The sequence below is a fragment of the Paenibacillus dendritiformis genome (assembly GCF_945605565.1).
Classification (GTDB): domain Bacteria; phylum Bacillota; class Bacilli; order Paenibacillales; family Paenibacillaceae; genus Paenibacillus_B; species Paenibacillus_B dendritiformis_A.
Window position 1 is genome coordinate 6061033 of sequence record NZ_OX216966.1, and the last position, 17731, is coordinate 6078763.

The following is a 17731-nucleotide window of genomic DNA, read 5'->3' on the forward strand; positions in this document are numbered from 1 at the left end:
CCTCTCGCCAACTCCGCCCCCCCTCTCCTCACCCGCTCCTGTCCTCTCGCCCTTCCTCGCCTCACCACGCTTCTGTCCTCTCGCCAACTCCACCCTTCCTCCTTCCTCACCACCACTGTCCACTGATTCCAACCTCGACCTCCATCTGCCACAGAGCAAAACCACAACCAACCTTCCGACATTCGCCAATGCTTCTTGACAACGGAACCTCATTTAACTATTATCTAATTTAACAAATACTTTATTAGATGAATATTAAATCACACAAAATGTGAGGTGTGAGACATACCATGCAATTGGAAAAAATCGTGGCGTATCATAAGGCGCTCTCCGACCCGACCCGCATCAAAATGCTCGTCCTTATCGCCCAGGAGGAGTACAGCGGGCAGCGGCTGGCCGAACGGCTCGGCGTCACCCCGGCCACCATTACCCACCATGCCGCCAAGCTGAGGGAGGCCGCCCTCATTAACGAGCGCCGGGACAAAAATACGATCTATTTTTCATTGAACCATTACTTTATGAAAACAAATGCCACGGCGACCTTTGATTTCATCTATCGCCATGCCGTGCAGAAGGAGGACAGCCTTATGCAGGACCAAGAAGCCCAACAGAAATACCAGCAGTCCGTTATCAACAATTTCTTCACGGCAGATGGCCGCTTGAAAACAATCCCGGCCCAGTTGAAGAAGAAGCTGATCGTGCTCGAGCATCTTGTCTCGCGCCTGGAGCGCGGACGGAAATACACGGAACCGGAAATCAACGCGTTCATCCGATCCTATCACGACGATTTCGCGACCTTGCGCCGGGAATTCGTCATGCAGCATTTCATGTACCGGGAGAACAGCATCTACGAGCTGAATCCGCCGGAAATGTGGGCCTCCTGGAGACAGCTCAAATAAACCGTGCCCGTGCGCCTCGGGCAAAGACGAGACAGGAGCCGGCGTTGGCTGACAACCTTCAAGAACATGTAAGCAATAGATCGCGATTCTGGAAAATACGGGGAGGGGACTGGAAATGTTCATCGTTAATGTCGAAGCGGCGATTTATCGCGACGGAAAGTGGCTGATTATCGAACGCAGCCAACAGGAGGAGCATGCTGGCGGCACGTTCGCGTTCGTCGGCGGCAAGGCCGAGCGGGAGGGGGCCGTGCCCGATATATTGGAGAAGACCATCGCGCGCGAAGTGATGGAGGAAGTCGGGCTGGCCCTTACCGGGACGCCCCGCTACGTGAACAGCTCCTCCTTCGTCACGGATCGCGGGGAGGCTGTCGTCGACATTGTCTTCCTGTGCGAAGCAGAGCCCGGGGAGCCCCGCATCGCCAGTCCGGAGGAGGTGGGGGCCGTCATCTGGATGACTGCCGAGGAAGTGCTAAGCCATCCGCTCTCCCCTCCCTGGCTGAAAAGGAACCTGCAGCAGGCGGACCAAGTGAGGCGGCAAACGCGGCAGCAGTGACGGACAGCGCAACCCGGGGACGGGGGAACGCAGAATGGAACAACAGTGGAACGAAGCAAACGCGGAAACGGGCAACAGTGCACCGGTACAACGCGGAACCGAACAATAGCGGAACCGTGGCAACAGCACACCGGTGGAGACGCGAAACAGAACAAACGCGCAACAGAGCAACAACGCAACGGAGCCAACTCGGAACAGAGTAAACGCAGAACCGAGCAACAGCGCACCGTTGCCAACGCGCAATGGCCCGGTCCGGGGCTGGATCGCATCCAATCCCGGACCGGGCCGCCTCATTCGCGCCGCTTCCTATGGCCGGCTGGCATCGGCATAGCGCAGCACGACGCCAATCGTATCCTTCGGCGACTGCTTGTAGCGCGCGTAGGCGATGTCCGCCTTCTCCATCGGCAGCTCCGCCGAGATAAGCGGCTCGACGCGAATCCGCCCCGCTGCCAGCAGGCGGACATATTCGGCCACATTGCGGCCCTCTGTCCAGCGCACATAGCCGAGCGGATAATCGAATCCGCCCACCTCATAATCGCGCGCATAGCGTCCCGGGCCGCCTGCCCGCGAGATGAGCACCTCCGCTTCCTTCGTGAACATGCGCTCGCGGTCGAATTCCATTTTCAGGTCGCCAACGATGACGACCTTGCCCCGATCCCGCAGCCAGCCGAGCGACTTGTCGATCAGATCGGTGGCGCTGCCGCCGGCGCAGAGCAGCACCGCATCGGCGCCCTCCCCGTTCGTCAGCTTCCGAATCGCCGCTTCCAGTTCCTGCGGGTCGGCGTCGACCGCCTCGATGCCGGCTTGCCTCAGCATCGCGCACCGCTCCGGCAGCAGGTCATAGCCGATGACGGTATAGGCTGCCGCATGGGCCACTTGCGCGATGATCTGCCCAAGGATGCCGAGGCCGACCACCACGACCCGCTCCCCGAATTGAAGCTGCGCCTGCCGCAGCGCGTGAATCGCGATGGCGCCGAGTCCCGCGAAAGACGCTTCCCGCAGCGACACCTGCTGCGGCAGCGGCGCGGCGAGATGCTTCGGCACGGCGAGCAGCGAAGCATGCTTGACGAACGGCGCCCCGTAGCAGGCCACCCGGTCTCCCGGACGGAGATGGCTGACGCCCTCGCCGACCTCCCTGACGATGCCTGCGGCGCTGTAGCCCAGGGCGAACGGCCCCTGCACATTTTTCTGCATCGACATCTCGGTTCCCGGACTTATCGCCGAATAGACGGTATCCACCAGCACGAAATGAGGCTGGAGAACCGGCGCCTCCTTTTCCACGGTGTGGACGACGCCATCTGTAGATACGACTGCTCTCATGGGTAATCTCCTCTTTCTCTGATGTTAAGACTTGATACCGGACATGGCGATCCCTTCCGTGAAATACCGCTGGAAGAAGACGAAAATAAGGAAAGTCGGCACAAAAGAGATCGCCGCTCCCGCCATTTCGATCCCGAAGTTCCCTTCCTTCGTCAGCAGGGACGCCAGACCGACCGTAATCGGGTACATCTCTTCCGATGTCATGAAAATCAGCGGCGTGAACAGATCATTCCAGCAGCTGATGAACGCGAACGTCCCGATCGTCGCGATGGCCGGCTTCGCCAGCGGCAGCATAATGCGGAAGAAAATCGTGAAGTCCCCTGCGCCGTCGATATAGGCCGCTTCCTCCAAATCTTTCGGGATCGTCATCATGAACTGCCTAACGAGGAATACCCCCATAATGGCCCACAGCTCCGGAACAATAATGGCTCCGTACGTATTGATCCAGCCGAATTGACTGAACATGATATATTTTGGAATAATGAGCAGCTGTCCAGGCACCATGACGACAGCCATCATGAGCCAGAACACAATCTCCCTGCCGGGGAACTGCTTCTTGGCGAAAATATACCCGAGCACCGCCCCGAAAAAAATCTGGGTCGCCACCGGAATGAGCGTAATGACAAGCGAGTTCTTAATCCAATGCAGGAACGAACTCTGCCCGATAATGTACGTGAAATTGTACAGCGTCGGATTCGTCGGAATCCAGAACAACGGATCGGCCGTTGCCTTCTCCACCTTTTGCAGCGAACCGAGAATCATCATCGCAAAAGGAAAAAAGAACAGGATGCCGAGAATGACGAGAAGCACATAAATGGCGGCCTTATGCTTCAAACGAATATTCATGCGAGCCCCTCCTTCGGATGCCGGCGTTCACTGCGGGCGCGCATCAGTAATGCACCTCTTTGCCCAGCACGCGGCGCTGTACGAGCGATATCGCGAAAATGATGAAAAACAGTATATACGCAAGCACGCTGGCATATCCGAGGCGAAGTCCGGTGAAGCCTTCCTCATACAAGTAATACACCAGAGTCGTCGTTGCATAGTTCGGTCCCCCGCCCGTAATGAGGAACGCGGAATCGAAGACTTGAAAAGAACCGATCGTCGTAATGATGGCAACGTAAAAATGAATCGGCAGCAGCAGCGGGAACGTAACGCTCCAGAACGTGCGCCAGCGTCCTGCGCCATCGATCTTGGCCGCCTCGTACAAGTGGTTCGGAATCGATTTGAGTCCGGCGTAATAGTAGACCATCGTGCTTCCCGCCACTTTGAAAATACTCAGCCCCGCCAGCACCGGCAGCGCCTGCGACGAATTCGAGAAGAACAGCTGCGGCTCGATGCCGAACCAGCTGAGCGCATAGTTGATCATGCCATATTCGGTTCCCTTGAACAGCCACGCCCAGATTCCCGAGATAATGACGAAGGAAGTGACGACGGGCAAGAAGTACAAGCCCTTGAAAAAGCCGGCCGCGCGCACGCCCGAGTTGACGAGCAGCGCCAGCAGCAGCCCGACTCCCATCGTCGGAACGATATAGTAGACCGAGAAGAGAACCGTATTCCAGATCGCCTTCCAGGCAATCTCGTCCGTGAAAAAATAACTCCAGTTCGCAAGCCCGACGAAGGACGGCGAGCCGATAATGGGCCAATCCATGAACGTCAGCACCAGACTGAAGGCCAGCGGGAACACCTGGAACACAAGAAAATGGATCAGTATCGGAATCAAAAATACGTACACGATGGCATTCCGCCGGAACTCCTGCCGGAACCCCTCTCCCGGCGGCCGCCGTGCGGCAGATTCCCGAGCGGCGGCTCCCTGCTTCACTGTTAGCACGTGCTATCACCTTCCATCCCTGTTAATGAGCCGGCAGCGCCACGCGAGGCAGCGGGCAGAGCGGCGGCCGGCAATAGCCGGTCCGCGCTCTCCCGCCGCATGCCGCCAAGAGTTAGCTTTTATTCATGTCGTCCTGAATCGCCTTCGCCGCCGCATCCGCCGCTTCCTGCGGCGATTTGCCGCCTTCCAGCATCGCGGCGAGTTCGGCCTGAATCTTCGGCATAATGGTGCGCGCTACCGGGCTCATTACGCCAGGACGGGTATAGGCCGTTACTTCCAGGAAGATTTCCATATCTTTATCCCCTTCATAGATGGACGCAGCCGATTTCCGGGTCGGGATATAATTGGCCAGCTTATTGAACTTTTTCTGCGCTTCCGTATTAGTCATTACTTTGATGAATTCCACCGCTGCTTGCTTGTTCTTGCTGTTCTTCGGCACGGCGAACATGCCGACCGTCCCGAAGCTGGCTTGCTCCGCGCCTTTGAGCGGCGGGCCTGCCGCATAATTGAACTTCTCTTCCTTCAGCACGGTTTGGGTCAAGCCCGAGCCCCAGACCGCCAACATTTTGCCGGAGAGGAATTCCGCAGATTGATCCTGGTTCGAAATGGAATCCTTCGGAATCCAACCCTTGTCGTACATATCTTTAATCATCTGGAACGTGCGGACGCCTGCTTCATTGTTGATGACGATCTCGCCGTTTCCGTTGATGACGTCGCCGCCTTGCTGCCACAGAATCGGATACAGCGTTGCGTTGCAGCATGCGGCGCCGCCGTTGAAGTCGCGGGCGTAATAGCCCTTGGCCACGGCCTTTTCGGCCCACACACTGAACTCATCCCAGGTCTGCGGCAGCGCCGAAGCGTCCTCGCCAATCTCCTTGATGATGTCCGCATTGTAGAACATGAGCTGCGATTCCTGCAGAATCGGCAGCGCGTACAGCGTATCCTGATACGTGCCCGCCGCCAGCGCGCCCGGTGTGAAATCATCCATCTGATTGTCTTCCATATAAGGGCTTAGCGGCTCAAGGACATCCTTGTTGGCGAACTGCGGGATCTGGTCGGGAAGCTGATAGAACACATCCGGCCCGTTCCCTGCCGCCAACGCCGTCAATATTTTTTGCTCCCGGTTCTTCCACGGGATTTCCTCCAGCTTCACCTTCACATCCGGGTATTTGCTGTTATACTCCGAGATAATGCCGTCGAAGACCGCTTTCATGTCGTTCTTTTTCTCCTCCGACACATAAGGATGCACCCATACCGTGATCGTGCCGGACAGCGCTTGCTCCTGCTGCCCCTCCGGCTGGTCAGCGCCCGGATTGGCCGCTTCCTTCCCCGGGGACTCGGAGCCTCCCGCTCCTCCCGAGCCGCAAGCCGTCAACAGCATGGACAGCGCCAGCACAAATGCCAGCATCAACAGACTGGAACGTTTCCTCATCTTGATCAGACCATCCCTTCTATTCATAACTTTTATAATCTAGATGTAGACCAATCCCCTTCGCTTCCGTCCCGGCATCAATTTCTTATAACTTCAAATGAAAATGATTAGGCAGTCCCCGCCTCCCTTCCCTTTGATATTTTTATGAAGTGCGAATTTCTCCCGATCATCATGCATGGAATGCAATGACCCAGACAAGTTGTAGTTCATATCTGGTATGTAAACAATCATAGACCTGAAAGAAAGCGCTGTCAATCCTGTTTTAAAAGAGACGAATTAAAGACAGAACGGAACGTCGCGGCCATGCCCCGGTCGAACTCTTGCACGCCACGACCAAAAAACCGCCCTTAACGGGCGGCCCTATCGGACAGCAGGCCTTCCAGCCTGCTGCACATTGATTGTTCGTCCTCGAGACGCGACCAATACAGCTTCAACGCATTGCATACGTGCTGCAGGTCCGCGGAACGCAGCCCCAGTTCCGTAAAGAAGCGGAGGGACGGAATAATCTCGCGGTACATCGAGAAGCGGCTCGGCCGGGGGAACATTTCCTTCCCGTTCCATTCCGCCGCCTTCTTGTGCGCCGGGATGCTGAACGTATGCTGCCGGATGTGAAGCTGGGCTTCGTATGAGAGCAAATAATCGACCAGTTCAAGCGCCGCTTCCTTCGCCGCCGACGTCCGGTTCACTATCAGGCCGATGGCGAGCAGCAGCGACTTGGCCTCGTTCAAGTAAGGCAGCGGCGCCACATCGAATGCGAACGGCGCATCCTTCAGGTGATTCAGGCTGAAGTAGGTCGCGATAATGACCGACAGCTTGCCCTGCAGGAACAGCCGCTCCGCATCCATATCATTCTCCGACAGATAGGCCGGATACGCGCTCTGCCTGTCAATCAGCTCGCGGGTCAGCCGGAGGCCCTCCATCAGCTTCGTTCCGCAGACGGGGACATTTCCCGCTTCGTCGGGCTCGAATCGCCCGCCGCTCTGCAGCAGGAACACCGGCCAGCGGTTGTTCGAGAGCATATGGAAATAGAAGCCGAACGTGCCCGGCTCCCGGCCGAGCCGCTCCGCCGCAGCCATCAGCTCGGGCCACCGCCAGCTGCTGTCCGGCTCGGGCAGATCATGCGCCAGGAAATGCTCCCGGTTGTAGCAGAGCATGACCGGCGAGAAGATAAGCGGCAAGCCCAACAGCCGCCCTTCATGCCGGAAGCAGTCCGCGATGAACGGATACAGCTCCGGGCGGGGAGCCAGCGGCTCCAGCAGCTCATGATGCCCCTCATCCGCAAGCCAGCGGAAATCGTTGTAATTCACCGTCGCCACATCAAGCATGTCATGCCCGATATAACCGGAGACTGCATCGGGGTAATTTTCGTACGGAAGGGGAACGAGCTCTACCCGGATATGCGGATGAGCTTGCTGGAACCCCTCGATGAGCTGATCCAGCGCCGCCTCCTGGATGACAGATCGGTAATATCCGAACCGCAGCAGCACTGTGCCGGACGCCCCCGGATCCGCGATCCGGTTCCCGACCCGGGGTACCTTCTCGATCAGCTTCTCCTCGACGAGCCGCTCCAAGCCTTTACGGACCGAGTTTTTGCTCAATTGGAATTGCTCCGCCAGCGCCACCTCCGAGGGCAAATAATCGCCGACGTCCCGGCGGCCCGTAATAATATCGTCCCGCAGCACGGTAACCATTTCGTCCAATCGCTGTCTAAACGTAGTGCGGCTTGGTCTGCTCGTCATCCTGTACTCTCCTTCAATCTATCGTTCGAATTCTAGTATATATCTAGTATATTCCTTCATGATATCGGCCAGAAGTCGAAAAGTCAATGAAAGGCCTCCCTTCCTTGCCCCCTCTTTCCCCTCGCACCCCCATCCACTACAATAGAGGAAAGAGCAGCTTCCCGAAGGGGGATGCCGCCGTATGATAATCAATGCTGTGGAGGATGCCAATTGTGAAAATCGATCGCCTGCTCAATATCATCATTCTGCTTCTGAATCGCCCGATCGTGCAGGCCAAAGACTTGGCCGAGCGCTTTGAGGTCTCGATTCGCACCATTTACCGCGATATCGACGCGATTAACCAGGCCGGCATTCCGATCGTGACCTACCAGGGAGCGAACGGCGGCATCGGGCTCGCCGAAGGCTACCGACTGGACCGGAACCTGCTGACGAACGAGGAACTGGCCGCGATCGTGACCGCGCTCCAGAGCGTGTCCTCCTCCTATCCGGATGAAGGGCACGCCATGCTGGTGGAGAAGATCAGCAGCATTATTCCCGCCTCGCAAGCGGAAGACTTCCAGTTCCGGACGAAGCAATTTGTCGTTGATTTATCCCCCTGGGGGAACCATGACAAGCTGGAAGCGATGATTTTGACGCTGAAAAAAGCAATTGAAGAGCGGCAGGCCGTCCGCTTCTCCTATCGCAACGCCGAAGGAGAGGCAACGGAACGGAACGTGCATCCCTACACCCTCGTGTTGAAGGGTCATGCCTGGTATTTATACGCTTATTGCACCGGCAAGCTCGGGTTCCGCTTCTTCAAGCTCGTCCGCATGAAGCGGCTGAAGCCGCTCGACAGCCGCTTCGAGCGGGAAGACATCTCCCTGGAAGAACGTCCATGGGACAAGGAATGGCATGCGCCAGAGCGCACCGTCTCCCTCACGCTTCGCTTCGGCCCCGGCATCCGGCATGCCGCTGAGGAGTGGTTCGGGGCAGAATCGCTGCAGGACGATGAGACGGGGCATTTGATCGCCAATGTCTCCTTGCCCGACAATGCTTGGCTGTACGGCTTTATTCTCAGCTTCGGCCCCGAAGCCGAGGTGCTGGAGCCGGAATCGGTCCGCCACCGCATTCGCGATCTGGCCGCTGGCATCGCGGCGAACTACCGCTAATCGCTCCGTCCGCAATCACCATCGCGCACTTCAGGCATATATTTACTGCAAAGGACCCTAATCGGGTGATTGTCCGGCATGCTGGCGGGGCGTCTCAACCGCTCCGCGAGCGGCTGCGGCAGTTCCCGATCAGACCGGTTAGATCTGACCGCTTTCCCATAAAAAGCAGGATTCCGGAGAAACAGGATTTCGGTGATACAGGATTCTGTTGAAGCAAGATCTAAAGGACCAAGGATACCAATGAACAGTCTCTGATGAAGGAGAGAAAACGCGATGGTGAAGCTGAAGACGGCAGCGGAGATTGAGCAGATGAGAGGGGCGGGGCAGCTCGTCGCGGCCTGCCACCGCGAGCTGGCGAAGCGCATCCGGCCGGGTGTCAGCACGCTGGAGCTGAACGATTTCGTAGAGCGTTACATTGAAGAGCAGGGCGGGCAGCAATATACGAAGGGCTACAAAGGATTTCCGTATGCGACCTGCGCCTCGGTGAACGATGTCATCGCCCACGGATTTCCCAGTCCGGAGCCGCTGCGGCAGGGCGATATCGTCAAAATCGACGTCGTCGCGGTATACGATGGGTGGGTGGGAGATTCCGCATGGTGCTATGCGGTCGGCGACATATCAGCCGCCGCGCGCCGGCTGATGCGGGTCACGAAGGAATGCCTCGATCTCGGCATTCAGCAGGCGGTCCCGGGCAACCGGATTGGCGATGTCACCCACGCTATCCAGAGCCATGCCGAGGCGAACGGCTACTCCGTCGTCCGCGATCTGCTCGGGCACGGGGTCGGCCGCGCCCTGCACGAGGAGCCGAAGTTCGCCCATGTCGGCAAGCCCGGGCGGGGCTTCCGCCTGCAGGAAGGCATGGTCATCACGATCGAGCCCATGCTCAACGAAGGCACGCATGAGATGTGGATCGACGATGACGGCTGGACCGCCCGCACGTGGGACGGCCGCTTGTCGGCCCAATACGAGCACACCGTGGCCATCACGAAGCATGGCCCGGTCATACTGACAGAGCAGCGCTAAGACATCCGCTGCTCTGTCTTTCTATTATCCGGCAGGCCAGCTCGTTTATGCAGCCGAGCCTGCCGGGAGGCTCCGTCGCCGCCTGCATCGGCCGCGGCGCTGCTTACGCGCAGCCGCAGCAAGGATGCACGCGCTGCGCGAACGCCTCGCACGGGTACATATACCCGTAGACTCGGCCGAAGCCGCGGCGCTTCAGCAGACGTGCCGCCTTGCGAATATGCCGCTTCCGCGCCCCGATCAGCACGACCGTATCCCCAGGGCTCAGCACCTGGCTCCACACATAAGGCAAGCGGCCGACATACATCGACACCGTCTCCTCCATATGGCGGCAATAATAGTCGGCAGGCTCGCGCACATCCACCTGCTTCACCGGGGAGCCCCCCTCGCGAAGCGCCTGGAGCTCATGCGACTGCAGATACCGAAGATCTCGCACGGGCCGGTGCGTCCACGCGGCATACAGAAGCCCCAAAGTCAACAACATGACGAGAATCCACATCGGCTTCTCCCCCCTAATATATACCCCCTACTGTATAAAATAGGGCAAAAAAAATATCTATATCCAACATTAATACCCTTGCGGGTATGTATTATACACAAATCCGGCCGCATTGTAAATGCACCCGACATGTCCGCCATCGACACCTCCCCAGTTAATGCAGTTGCTTGCCAATCTGCAATTGAATTCAATATTTTCTGGCGCCTGGCGCATATTAAGGAGAAAAGGAGGCATTTTCATGATCAAGCAAATCGCGACCGTCGCGGTCTATGCCGAAGATCAGGAGCAAGCCAAGCGCTTCTGGACTGAACAGGTCGGCTTTACGGTGACGGCGGAGCATCCTATGGGTCCCAACGCGTTGTGGCTGGAAGTCGCTCCGGCAGGTGGCGGGAGCCGCCTCGTCCTCTATCCGAAATCGATGATGAAGGGCTGGGAAGAACAAAAAGCCTCCATCGTATTCGAATGTGACGACATCATGTCTACATACGCAACGATGAAGGCCAACGGAGTTGAATTCAATGGCGAACCCAATGAGATGCAATGGGGAACCTACGCCAGCTTCTCCGACCCGGACGGCAACCAATTTTTGCTGAAAGGCTGACAGCTTCCTGCTAGGAAGGGGCCGCTTCTCCCCGGCGGTGAAGCGGCCTTCCTAGTCGGCCAAGCCACATCCCCCTTCCCCCGCTGTGCGGGCCATGGGGCATGGGCAAACGCTCTCGCCGGCCAAGTTATTCCCGCCATCCTCCGCTCGTCTCAACCATGGGCAGGTTTTCTACAACAGTCCCCTGTATCTATTTGTTCGGCGTCGCCGTGCCGAATCGTTCCGATAGCTTGTTCATATGCCCCTCGGCAATCTCGGATAGACCGATTCCGTATTTCTCCGACAGAATCAGCAGATTGGCCAACACATCGCCCAACTCCTCAACCAGCTCCTGTCTGAGCTCCGCCGAGGATAATTGCGTCTCATCCGGACGATCCCGGCCGATTTCCAGAGCCCGCACTACTCTGGCCACTTCCCCGACTTCTTCCATCAAAAAGCCGACTCGAATAAAAGAGTTATATTGCGACCATTCCCGCGACTTGTAAAATTCACTTACCCATTCCTGAAATGCATTCATATCCATTTCCGTTCTCTTTCCTTCCTTATGTAAGATGTCTATACTAGATAATGCGTACTATCGAATTGAAGGAGATGCCATACTTATGAAAAAAATATGTGTATTTGCCGGCTCCAACCTGGGCAACCACCCCGACTTCGCCGCCTTGGCGAAAGAACTTGGCCAAGCATTGGCCGAACAACAATTCGAACTGGTCTATGGCGGTTCAACTGTAGGGCTGATGGGCGAAGTCGCCAACGAGATGCTCCGTCTCGGCGGCAGAGTGACCGGCGTCATGCCGCGCGGCCTGTTCCGCGGAGAGTTGATGCACAGCGGCTTGACCGAATTCATCGAAGTAGCGGACATGCATGAGCGCAAGGCGACCATGCACCGCCTGTCCGATGCATTTATCTCCCTCCCAGGCGGGCTCGGGACATTCGAAGAACTGTTCGAAGCGCTAAGCTGGGCTCAGCTCGGCATCCACAAAAAGCCGATCGGCGTGCTCAACATTCAAGGCTACTTTACGCCGATGATCGAGATGATTCGCCACTCCATCCAGGCCGGATTTGCCAGAGCCGAGCACGAACAGCTACTGCTCTCCTCGACCGATCCGCGTGAGCTGCTAAGCATGCTGGAAAGCTATAAAACGCCGGAGTTCGGCAACAAATGGAATCAGCTTGACTAAACTGCGTCCGCTATTGTAACTATGCAAGTTCATCTGTGGAGATTTCCGCGTGGCCTTCCAGGCTCTCCACAGATAGAACATAGCATAGGCTTCCCAACCGTCTCAACTGCCGGCATAGCGTCGTATCTCATCCAAGCCGAATAACACTCCCGACTCCATCCACCGCTCGTTAACATTGCTCCTGCCCTGCACCCTTCCCATTCCTTCTGCGCGCATACTATCTAATACTTTATCTTATTTTTTCGATAAGAACAAACGATCGCTTCTCCTGTTGCCTTTCTTGTGAGGGGACCTCTGTTTTCCAATTCCCTGGCCAAGCATGGTGTCTTCCGTTCCTTAACAGCACTCTCCCATCGAATCAGAATCCTGGCCGAATATGTTTTGAGTACTCCTTTGCAGTACTATCCCTTCCCATCAGAATCGCTCCCTGAAATGTTACCCCAAAAAAATCCCTATTTCCAATCCGTAATATTCCATTTTCATCTTGATATAAGAACTAATGTTCGATATAATTAAAACAGAACAAACGTTCTTTTTGAAGGAGGTTGACGATGGTGGTGGATAGTCTGGAGAACATAACTACCCTTGAGGAATTATACCGCCGCTTCCCGACGGAATCGGCATGCGCTGATTACCTTGTTCAATGGAAATGGCCGCACGGCTTCTCTTGCCCGCGATGCAATCATCATAGCGCTTATATGACGAAGACTCGCCGGCTTCCTATCTATCAATGCCGCGCTTGTCGCCATCAGACCACGCCCACCGTCGGCACCGTTATGGAAGGCAGCCGCACGCCTCTGCGCAAGTGGATGGCGGCCTTCTGGCTATTTTCCCGTGCTCAGGAAGGAATCAATGCCGTTCGCCTTCGCTCCCTCATACAGGTTACATATAAGACCGCCTGGTCGATGCTTCATAAGATACGGGCTGCAGTCAGCCATGCCCACGCTAAGAAGCGGCTTTCCGGCGAGGTTCATGGCATTGTCGTTTTCTATGGCAGAGCCTACCGTCCATCTGTCGAACTCCATCCAGGGGAATGCGCTCTCATTGTTGCTGAATCCATCGAGCCGGAAGGGGAGCTTCCTCAGCTCAAGATGACGCTGGTTGACCGACAGCATGTTATCGAAAAACGCCTGTACCGCTCCGGTAGCGAACAGTTTATTAACGATCACGTCGAGCCATGCTCTGCTGCTCGCGTCTCCATTATCGATCAGTTTTTTCGAGTACGCAGAAATAGCCCTTTATATCAGACATTCCGACAAGCATGCCGTTGGCTGAACGATACGTTTCACGGAATCGGGTCCAAGTACTTGCAGCGCTATGTAGATGAGTTTATTTTCCATGAAAATTTGGATAAGTCCGTAAGTCCGTGGTCACGGTTGCTTTCGTTATGCACATCCGTTGGGCCCCGTTCATTCCATGGCACTGGACTACATACAAGAGCTAACGCATTTCACTCGATATCACTTGCTGCTTAATTCTTTTTATTGTCCGTCTATTTCTATCCGGCTTGCACACATAGTGCCAGCTAGCTTTATTGGGTTGTTAAATCTGAGCCCATGGGAGAGTGCTAATAAGGACGTAGAACCCCCTGGATCATCCCTGCCTATCAACTTAGTTCATCATCCAGAATTCAATTATCTTGCCCTAGCACCCCAGCTCACCATCCAGATTCATTTATCGTGGCCCATAACTTGGTTCATCCTCCAGATTCACTTATCGTGGCTTATCAGCCTAGTTCCACGATCCAATCCTGGCCTCTTATCCTGGCCCTCATCCCTGAGAGTGGCCTCCGTGCACAAATTTTCACTGGAATTGGATACCACAATCATCCAATCGTATACTGGTCAATTCTGCTATTTTCACATATGATTATTCGGTAGTCATTCTAGTAATTGCCACGGTACGAAAAACAAGAATATCGAAAGGATGGTATCCAGAACAATGAAAGCAATGAGAAAAGTGATCAGCGGGCTTCTGGCCGCCACGCTTCTGCTGGCACCGGTATCCGCGTTCGCGGCGGAAAATGTAAAACTGAATGTCAATTTCAATGAAGCACGCGTCAAAGTGAACGGCAAACTTGTGCAAAGCAACGTCTTGCTGTATAAGTACAAGGTCTACGCTACCGTCGAAGGGATGGCTAATCTGTTCCAACTCGATTATTTGTACGATGAAGACAGTACTTCCTTCTATCTTGGCATGCTTCCGGCCGGGGCAATCTCTGACGAGGTTATTGAAGCATGGGATTCGCTCGGCAAAGAGGCAAAGAAGACCGGCGAGTTGGGAGAGGTCGCTGGCGATCGCAGCGTAACTGGCATAGTGAATGAATACAAGGTAAGCATTCACGCCATCCCGATTGAAGACGATACCCTCTCGATCGGAGGGAATTTATATGTTTCGTTCCAGGCAGTTGCCGATATTTTAGGGCTCAAAATGAAATATGATAAAGCCACGAATACAACCTATGTCGGGTCGATTCCGGACTCCATTTTGAACCCTCCGAAGAAAGATTCCGCCAAAAGCAAGACGGCACAGAACAAAAAGTCAAAAATGTATGATGTGGCCGCAAGCGGAGATATGAAGGGTTGGCGCTTGCTGAAGGGCCATCCTAATGAGAAAAGCATAGCCGTTTATTACAAACAAGATGGCTCCATGTTGCAAATGGAATTCAAAGATATCCGCAAGGTCGATTTGAAGCGCAAAGTGCAGTGGGTGGATGATAATGGATATAAGCATACCAACACCGTTGGTGAAATCTACCACTTGTTCACACTAAGCAATGAGTACACTTCGGACTGGTTCAGCTCCAAATTCGGCAAGCTGTATACCGATTGGATGATGGTTCAAGCCTTTCATGGCGAGAACCTCGTGGAAGATTATCTGAGATCGAAAGGCAAGCTGAAGTAAGCGGCATCTGTTCATCACGATGTTGTGCTATGGCGATCCTGGCCAAAGCGTTATAATAGAATCGAGTGTAAAAACACGGTCCGGTTGGTAGTCCGGGCGCATTCGCTTCCGCAATGAATATCGCTGATGCGGATGTCAGTAACCTTCCCCCCTCGGGATGTCCCTCACTCGAAGTCAATTGAGGGGGAATGGAATGTGAAATTAACCGTTTATTTTGAGGCCCCGTTCTGGGTGGGCGTAGTTGAGGAGCATTTCGGCAATCAAGTGAAGGCCTGCCGTCATGTGTTTGGCGCCGAGCCGAAGGATGCCGAGGTGATGGAATTCGTGATTACCCGGATGAATCCGCTAATGGAGCAGATTCAATGCGGCGTTGGAACGGAGACCGCCTGCAAGCGTGCTGTCAATCCGAAGCGGCTTGCCAGAATCGTCGCCAGAGAGATGCAGCGGCACGGAATATCGTCGCAATCTCAGGAAGCGCTGAGGCTGGAGCTCGAGTCGAGGAAGAAGGAACGGACGATACGCTCCCGCGAACAGCGCGAGGCTCTCAAGGAGAAAAAACGGAGCATTCGCATCCAAAAGAGAAAAGATAAACATAGAGGCAGATAGCCTCCCTGCAATCTTGGAAGCCCCGAACGCGCGAGCGTAGCGGGGCTTCTCTCTATTTTCGATATCCGATACAATAGTACAGTATCCTTCCCTGACTGTCGAAATTCATTTCCCGGGCAATCATTCTATGTCGATTTCACCAGGCAGGAACTTCCATCCTCGATCATCTCTTATCCAGGTGCTATGCGTGGCGGCGCTTGGGCGAATGCTGATCCAGCAACGTTCGCAGGCCATCGAGATCCTCCAGCAGCTGCGAAGACAGCTCACCTAGCTGTCGATAGCTCTCGATGGCTTGCTCCGTCTGTCCCGCGTCAATCTGCCGAGCTGCCGTCTCCGCCAGAGAATGCACTTGATCATGCCGTTCAACCATCTCCCGGAACGCCGGCTGCTGAGTCAGCATCGAACCTGGATTGGACTTCTGCGCTTCAATCCATTTGCCTAGACGGCATTGGTGTGAATTGCCGATAATATGGAGATCGCTCTTATCGTAGCCAAGCATCCGGTTATAGATCCACCATTTCCATAACAAATGGTCGGTCTTGAGAACCCGAAGAAGCTGAGAATCGTTCAAATGATGGAACCACTGCAGCGACTCTGAGCGCAGCCCTTCCACAGAGCGGCTCGTATGATATAAATGTTCCCCCGTGTCTCTTGCCAGCGTGACGACCTGCCGGGTCTGATCAACGATTTCTTTCATATGCTCCGTTATTTCCACCGTGGCCGCCGCTTGCTGCTCGACAATCGAAGCTATCGACTCTTCCGACATTCCCATCTCGTCGATGGCACGCATCATTTCCTCCAACTGCTCGAATGCCCCACGGTTCTTCTCATGCTGCAGCTCCATCTTGCCGGCCATCAGGTCGGTGCGTTCCTGGACGGATGTTGCCAGGTGCTGGATGTTGGCGATGACTTCATATACCTCACCCACGGAGGTCTTGGTCTGTTCCGACAGCTTCCGCACCTCGCCCGCCACAACAGCGAACCCGCGCCCTTCTTCGCCGGCCCGCGCCGCTTCAATCGAAGCGTTCAGTGCAAGCAGATGAGTGGAATCCGCAACGGAGTTGATCATAGCAACGACTCCGGACAGTTCCAGCAGCGACTGCTGAAGTTCCTCGAACCGTGATTTGGTGTCACGGAACAAGTCGGTCATTTCCTCCAATCCGTCTATCGTCTGCTCGACGATGGAACGGTTATCCTGGAGCGTGCCGAGCATTTTTTCCGTCGTAGCCGCAGCTTCGGTCGTCTGCGAGGATACTTCCTCGATAGAAGCGGTGAGTTGCTCCGCGGACTCCTGGATATGCTGCGCATCCTTCATCGATGCTTCGGCAGACATCAATAATGTATGTATTCCGTCCATTTGAATCAGCTTCTCCATCGTCTCGCTGTTCGTATCAAGCAAGCGGAACTCGTAAGCGGACTGATAGGCCTCCAGCACGATCTGGGCATCCAGCATCAGAATGCGGTGCAGGGCCAGCAGGAGGTCCGATGCTTCAGCGGTTCGAAAGTCCTGCAGGATCAACGGGACAAGGTACTCGTATATTCGTAAAAAGGAGGATACGAACCATTCCGGCGCCAATTGGATATGGCTATGCACAATGCCAATCCGCTGCCGTATCCGAATGTACTCTTCATCCAGTTGAACATTCGGAATGGAATTCAGATAGATGATGAACGTCCTGGCCAAGCGTTCACGCGTACTGTGACGCTCGATTAATTGCTTCATCTCGGGAATTTCGAACAGAAGCTCATAATGACGATCGGTAATGGCTTTGGCATACTTTTCGAAATAAGGGGTCAAACGCTTCAACAGCTTCAAGTCATGGGTCGTCATCTGCAGAAACATCAGCTTGGTTCGAAGTGAGGGAAGCGTTTCCATTTGTACGGCCTCGATATCGCCTGGCATCTTCGGCTTACGGTAAATCAAAATATCCTTCCTTTCTGCAACCAGTCATGATTTCTGTATTCAATAAGTTTTTTCACACTTATTTCATGATACCA

General features: G+C 55.1%; 17 protein-coding genes. 9 read left to right on the forward strand and 8 right to left on the reverse strand.

Going from position 1 to position 17731, the window contains the following annotated elements:
• The first annotated feature begins 290 nt into the window (after positions 1 to 290).
• A complete protein-coding gene (locus NNL35_RS27260; protein ID WP_006676553.1) occupies positions 291 to 899 on the forward strand; it encodes a DUF2087 domain-containing protein in 609 nt (202 codons plus the stop codon).
• A 115-nt stretch (positions 900 to 1014) separates the two neighbouring features.
• A complete protein-coding gene (locus NNL35_RS27265) occupies positions 1015 to 1452 on the forward strand; it encodes an NUDIX hydrolase (protein ID WP_006676552.1) in 438 nt (145 codons plus the stop codon).
• Positions 1453 to 1758: 306 nt separating this feature from the next.
• On the opposite strand, the gene NNL35_RS27270 is transcribed toward NNL35_RS27265, so the two are convergent.
• The 5 genes from NNL35_RS27270 to NNL35_RS27290 form a co-directional block, all read right to left on the reverse strand.
• Positions 1759 to 2772: a zinc-dependent alcohol dehydrogenase gene (locus tag NNL35_RS27270; protein WP_006676551.1), complete on the reverse strand. Its 1014-nt coding sequence runs from the start codon at positions 2770 to 2772 to the stop codon at positions 1759 to 1761.
• A 24-nt stretch (positions 2773 to 2796) separates the two neighbouring features.
• The gene (locus NNL35_RS27275; protein WP_006676550.1) at positions 2797 to 3618 is read right to left on the reverse strand and encodes a carbohydrate ABC transporter permease; all 822 of its coding nucleotides are present in this window, start codon (positions 3616 to 3618) and stop codon (positions 2797 to 2799) included.
• Positions 3619 to 3661: 43 nt separating this feature from the next.
• Positions 3662 to 4594: a carbohydrate ABC transporter permease gene (locus NNL35_RS27280; protein WP_006676549.1), complete on the reverse strand. Its 933-nt coding sequence runs from the start codon at positions 4592 to 4594 to the stop codon at positions 3662 to 3664.
• A gap of 121 nt (positions 4595 to 4715) precedes the next feature.
• Entirely contained in the window at positions 4716 to 6062 is a 1347-nt protein-coding gene (locus NNL35_RS27285) for an ABC transporter substrate-binding protein (protein ID WP_254553921.1), read from the reverse strand.
• Between the two features lie 320 nt (positions 6063 to 6382).
• Entirely contained in the window at positions 6383 to 7774 is a 1392-nt protein-coding gene (locus NNL35_RS27290) for an extracellular solute-binding protein (protein WP_006676547.1), read from the reverse strand.
• Between the two features lie 212 nt (positions 7775 to 7986).
• On the opposite strand from NNL35_RS27290, the gene NNL35_RS27295 reads away from it, so the two are divergent.
• Positions 7987 to 8922: a helix-turn-helix transcriptional regulator gene (locus tag NNL35_RS27295; protein WP_006676546.1), complete on the forward strand. Its 936-nt coding sequence runs from the start codon at positions 7987 to 7989 to the stop codon at positions 8920 to 8922.
• Positions 8923 to 9195: 273 nt separating this feature from the next.
• On the forward strand, positions 9196 to 9945 hold the full coding sequence (gene map, locus NNL35_RS27300) for a type I methionyl aminopeptidase (RefSeq protein WP_006676545.1): 750 nt from the start codon (positions 9196 to 9198) through the stop codon (positions 9943 to 9945).
• Positions 9946 to 10048: 103 nt separating this feature from the next.
• Here the strand turns inward: map and NNL35_RS27305 are convergent, their stop codons facing one another.
• Entirely contained in the window at positions 10049 to 10441 is a 393-nt protein-coding gene (locus tag NNL35_RS27305; RefSeq protein WP_006676544.1) for a rhodanese-like domain-containing protein, read from the reverse strand.
• A gap of 238 nt (positions 10442 to 10679) precedes the next feature.
• Here NNL35_RS27305 and NNL35_RS27310 point away from each other — a divergent pair, with 238 nt between their 5' ends.
• Positions 10680 to 11042 (forward strand): VOC family protein, encoded by a 363-nt coding sequence (locus tag NNL35_RS27310; RefSeq protein ID WP_006676543.1) that lies wholly within the window; start codon positions 10680 to 10682, stop codon positions 11040 to 11042.
• A gap of 190 nt (positions 11043 to 11232) precedes the next feature.
• Here NNL35_RS27310 and NNL35_RS27315 read toward each other — a convergent pair whose 3' ends face one another.
• Positions 11233 to 11565: a MazG nucleotide pyrophosphohydrolase domain-containing protein gene (locus tag NNL35_RS27315; protein WP_006676542.1), complete on the reverse strand. Its 333-nt coding sequence runs from the start codon at positions 11563 to 11565 to the stop codon at positions 11233 to 11235.
• A 79-nt stretch (positions 11566 to 11644) separates the two neighbouring features.
• Here NNL35_RS27315 and NNL35_RS27320 point away from each other — a divergent pair, with 79 nt between their 5' ends.
• The 4 genes from NNL35_RS27320 to NNL35_RS27335 all read left to right on the forward strand — a co-directional run bounded on the left by NNL35_RS27320 (position 11645) and on the right by NNL35_RS27335 (position 15733).
• Positions 11645 to 12223 carry an LOG family protein gene (locus tag NNL35_RS27320; RefSeq protein WP_006676541.1) on the forward strand — a complete coding sequence of 193 codons (579 nt, stop codon included), beginning with the start codon at positions 11645 to 11647 and terminating at the stop codon, positions 12221 to 12223.
• A gap of 557 nt (positions 12224 to 12780) precedes the next feature.
• Positions 12781 to 13698: a transposase gene (locus NNL35_RS27325; RefSeq protein ID WP_006676540.1), complete on the forward strand. Its 918-nt coding sequence runs from the start codon at positions 12781 to 12783 to the stop codon at positions 13696 to 13698.
• 466 nt (positions 13699 to 14164) lie between these two features.
• Positions 14165 to 15127 carry a hypothetical protein gene (locus tag NNL35_RS27330; protein ID WP_006676539.1) on the forward strand — a complete coding sequence of 321 codons (963 nt, stop codon included), beginning with the start codon at positions 14165 to 14167 and terminating at the stop codon, positions 15125 to 15127.
• A gap of 195 nt (positions 15128 to 15322) precedes the next feature.
• The gene (locus NNL35_RS27335) at positions 15323 to 15733 is read left to right on the forward strand and encodes a YjdF family protein (RefSeq protein WP_006676538.1); all 411 of its coding nucleotides are present in this window, start codon (positions 15323 to 15325) and stop codon (positions 15731 to 15733) included.
• Positions 15734 to 15914: 181 nt separating this feature from the next.
• Here NNL35_RS27335 and NNL35_RS27340 read toward each other — a convergent pair whose 3' ends face one another.
• The gene (locus NNL35_RS27340; protein ID WP_006676537.1) at positions 15915 to 17657 is read right to left on the reverse strand and encodes a protoglobin domain-containing protein; all 1743 of its coding nucleotides are present in this window, start codon (positions 17655 to 17657) and stop codon (positions 15915 to 15917) included.
• Positions 17658 to 17731: the final 74 nt, after the last annotated feature.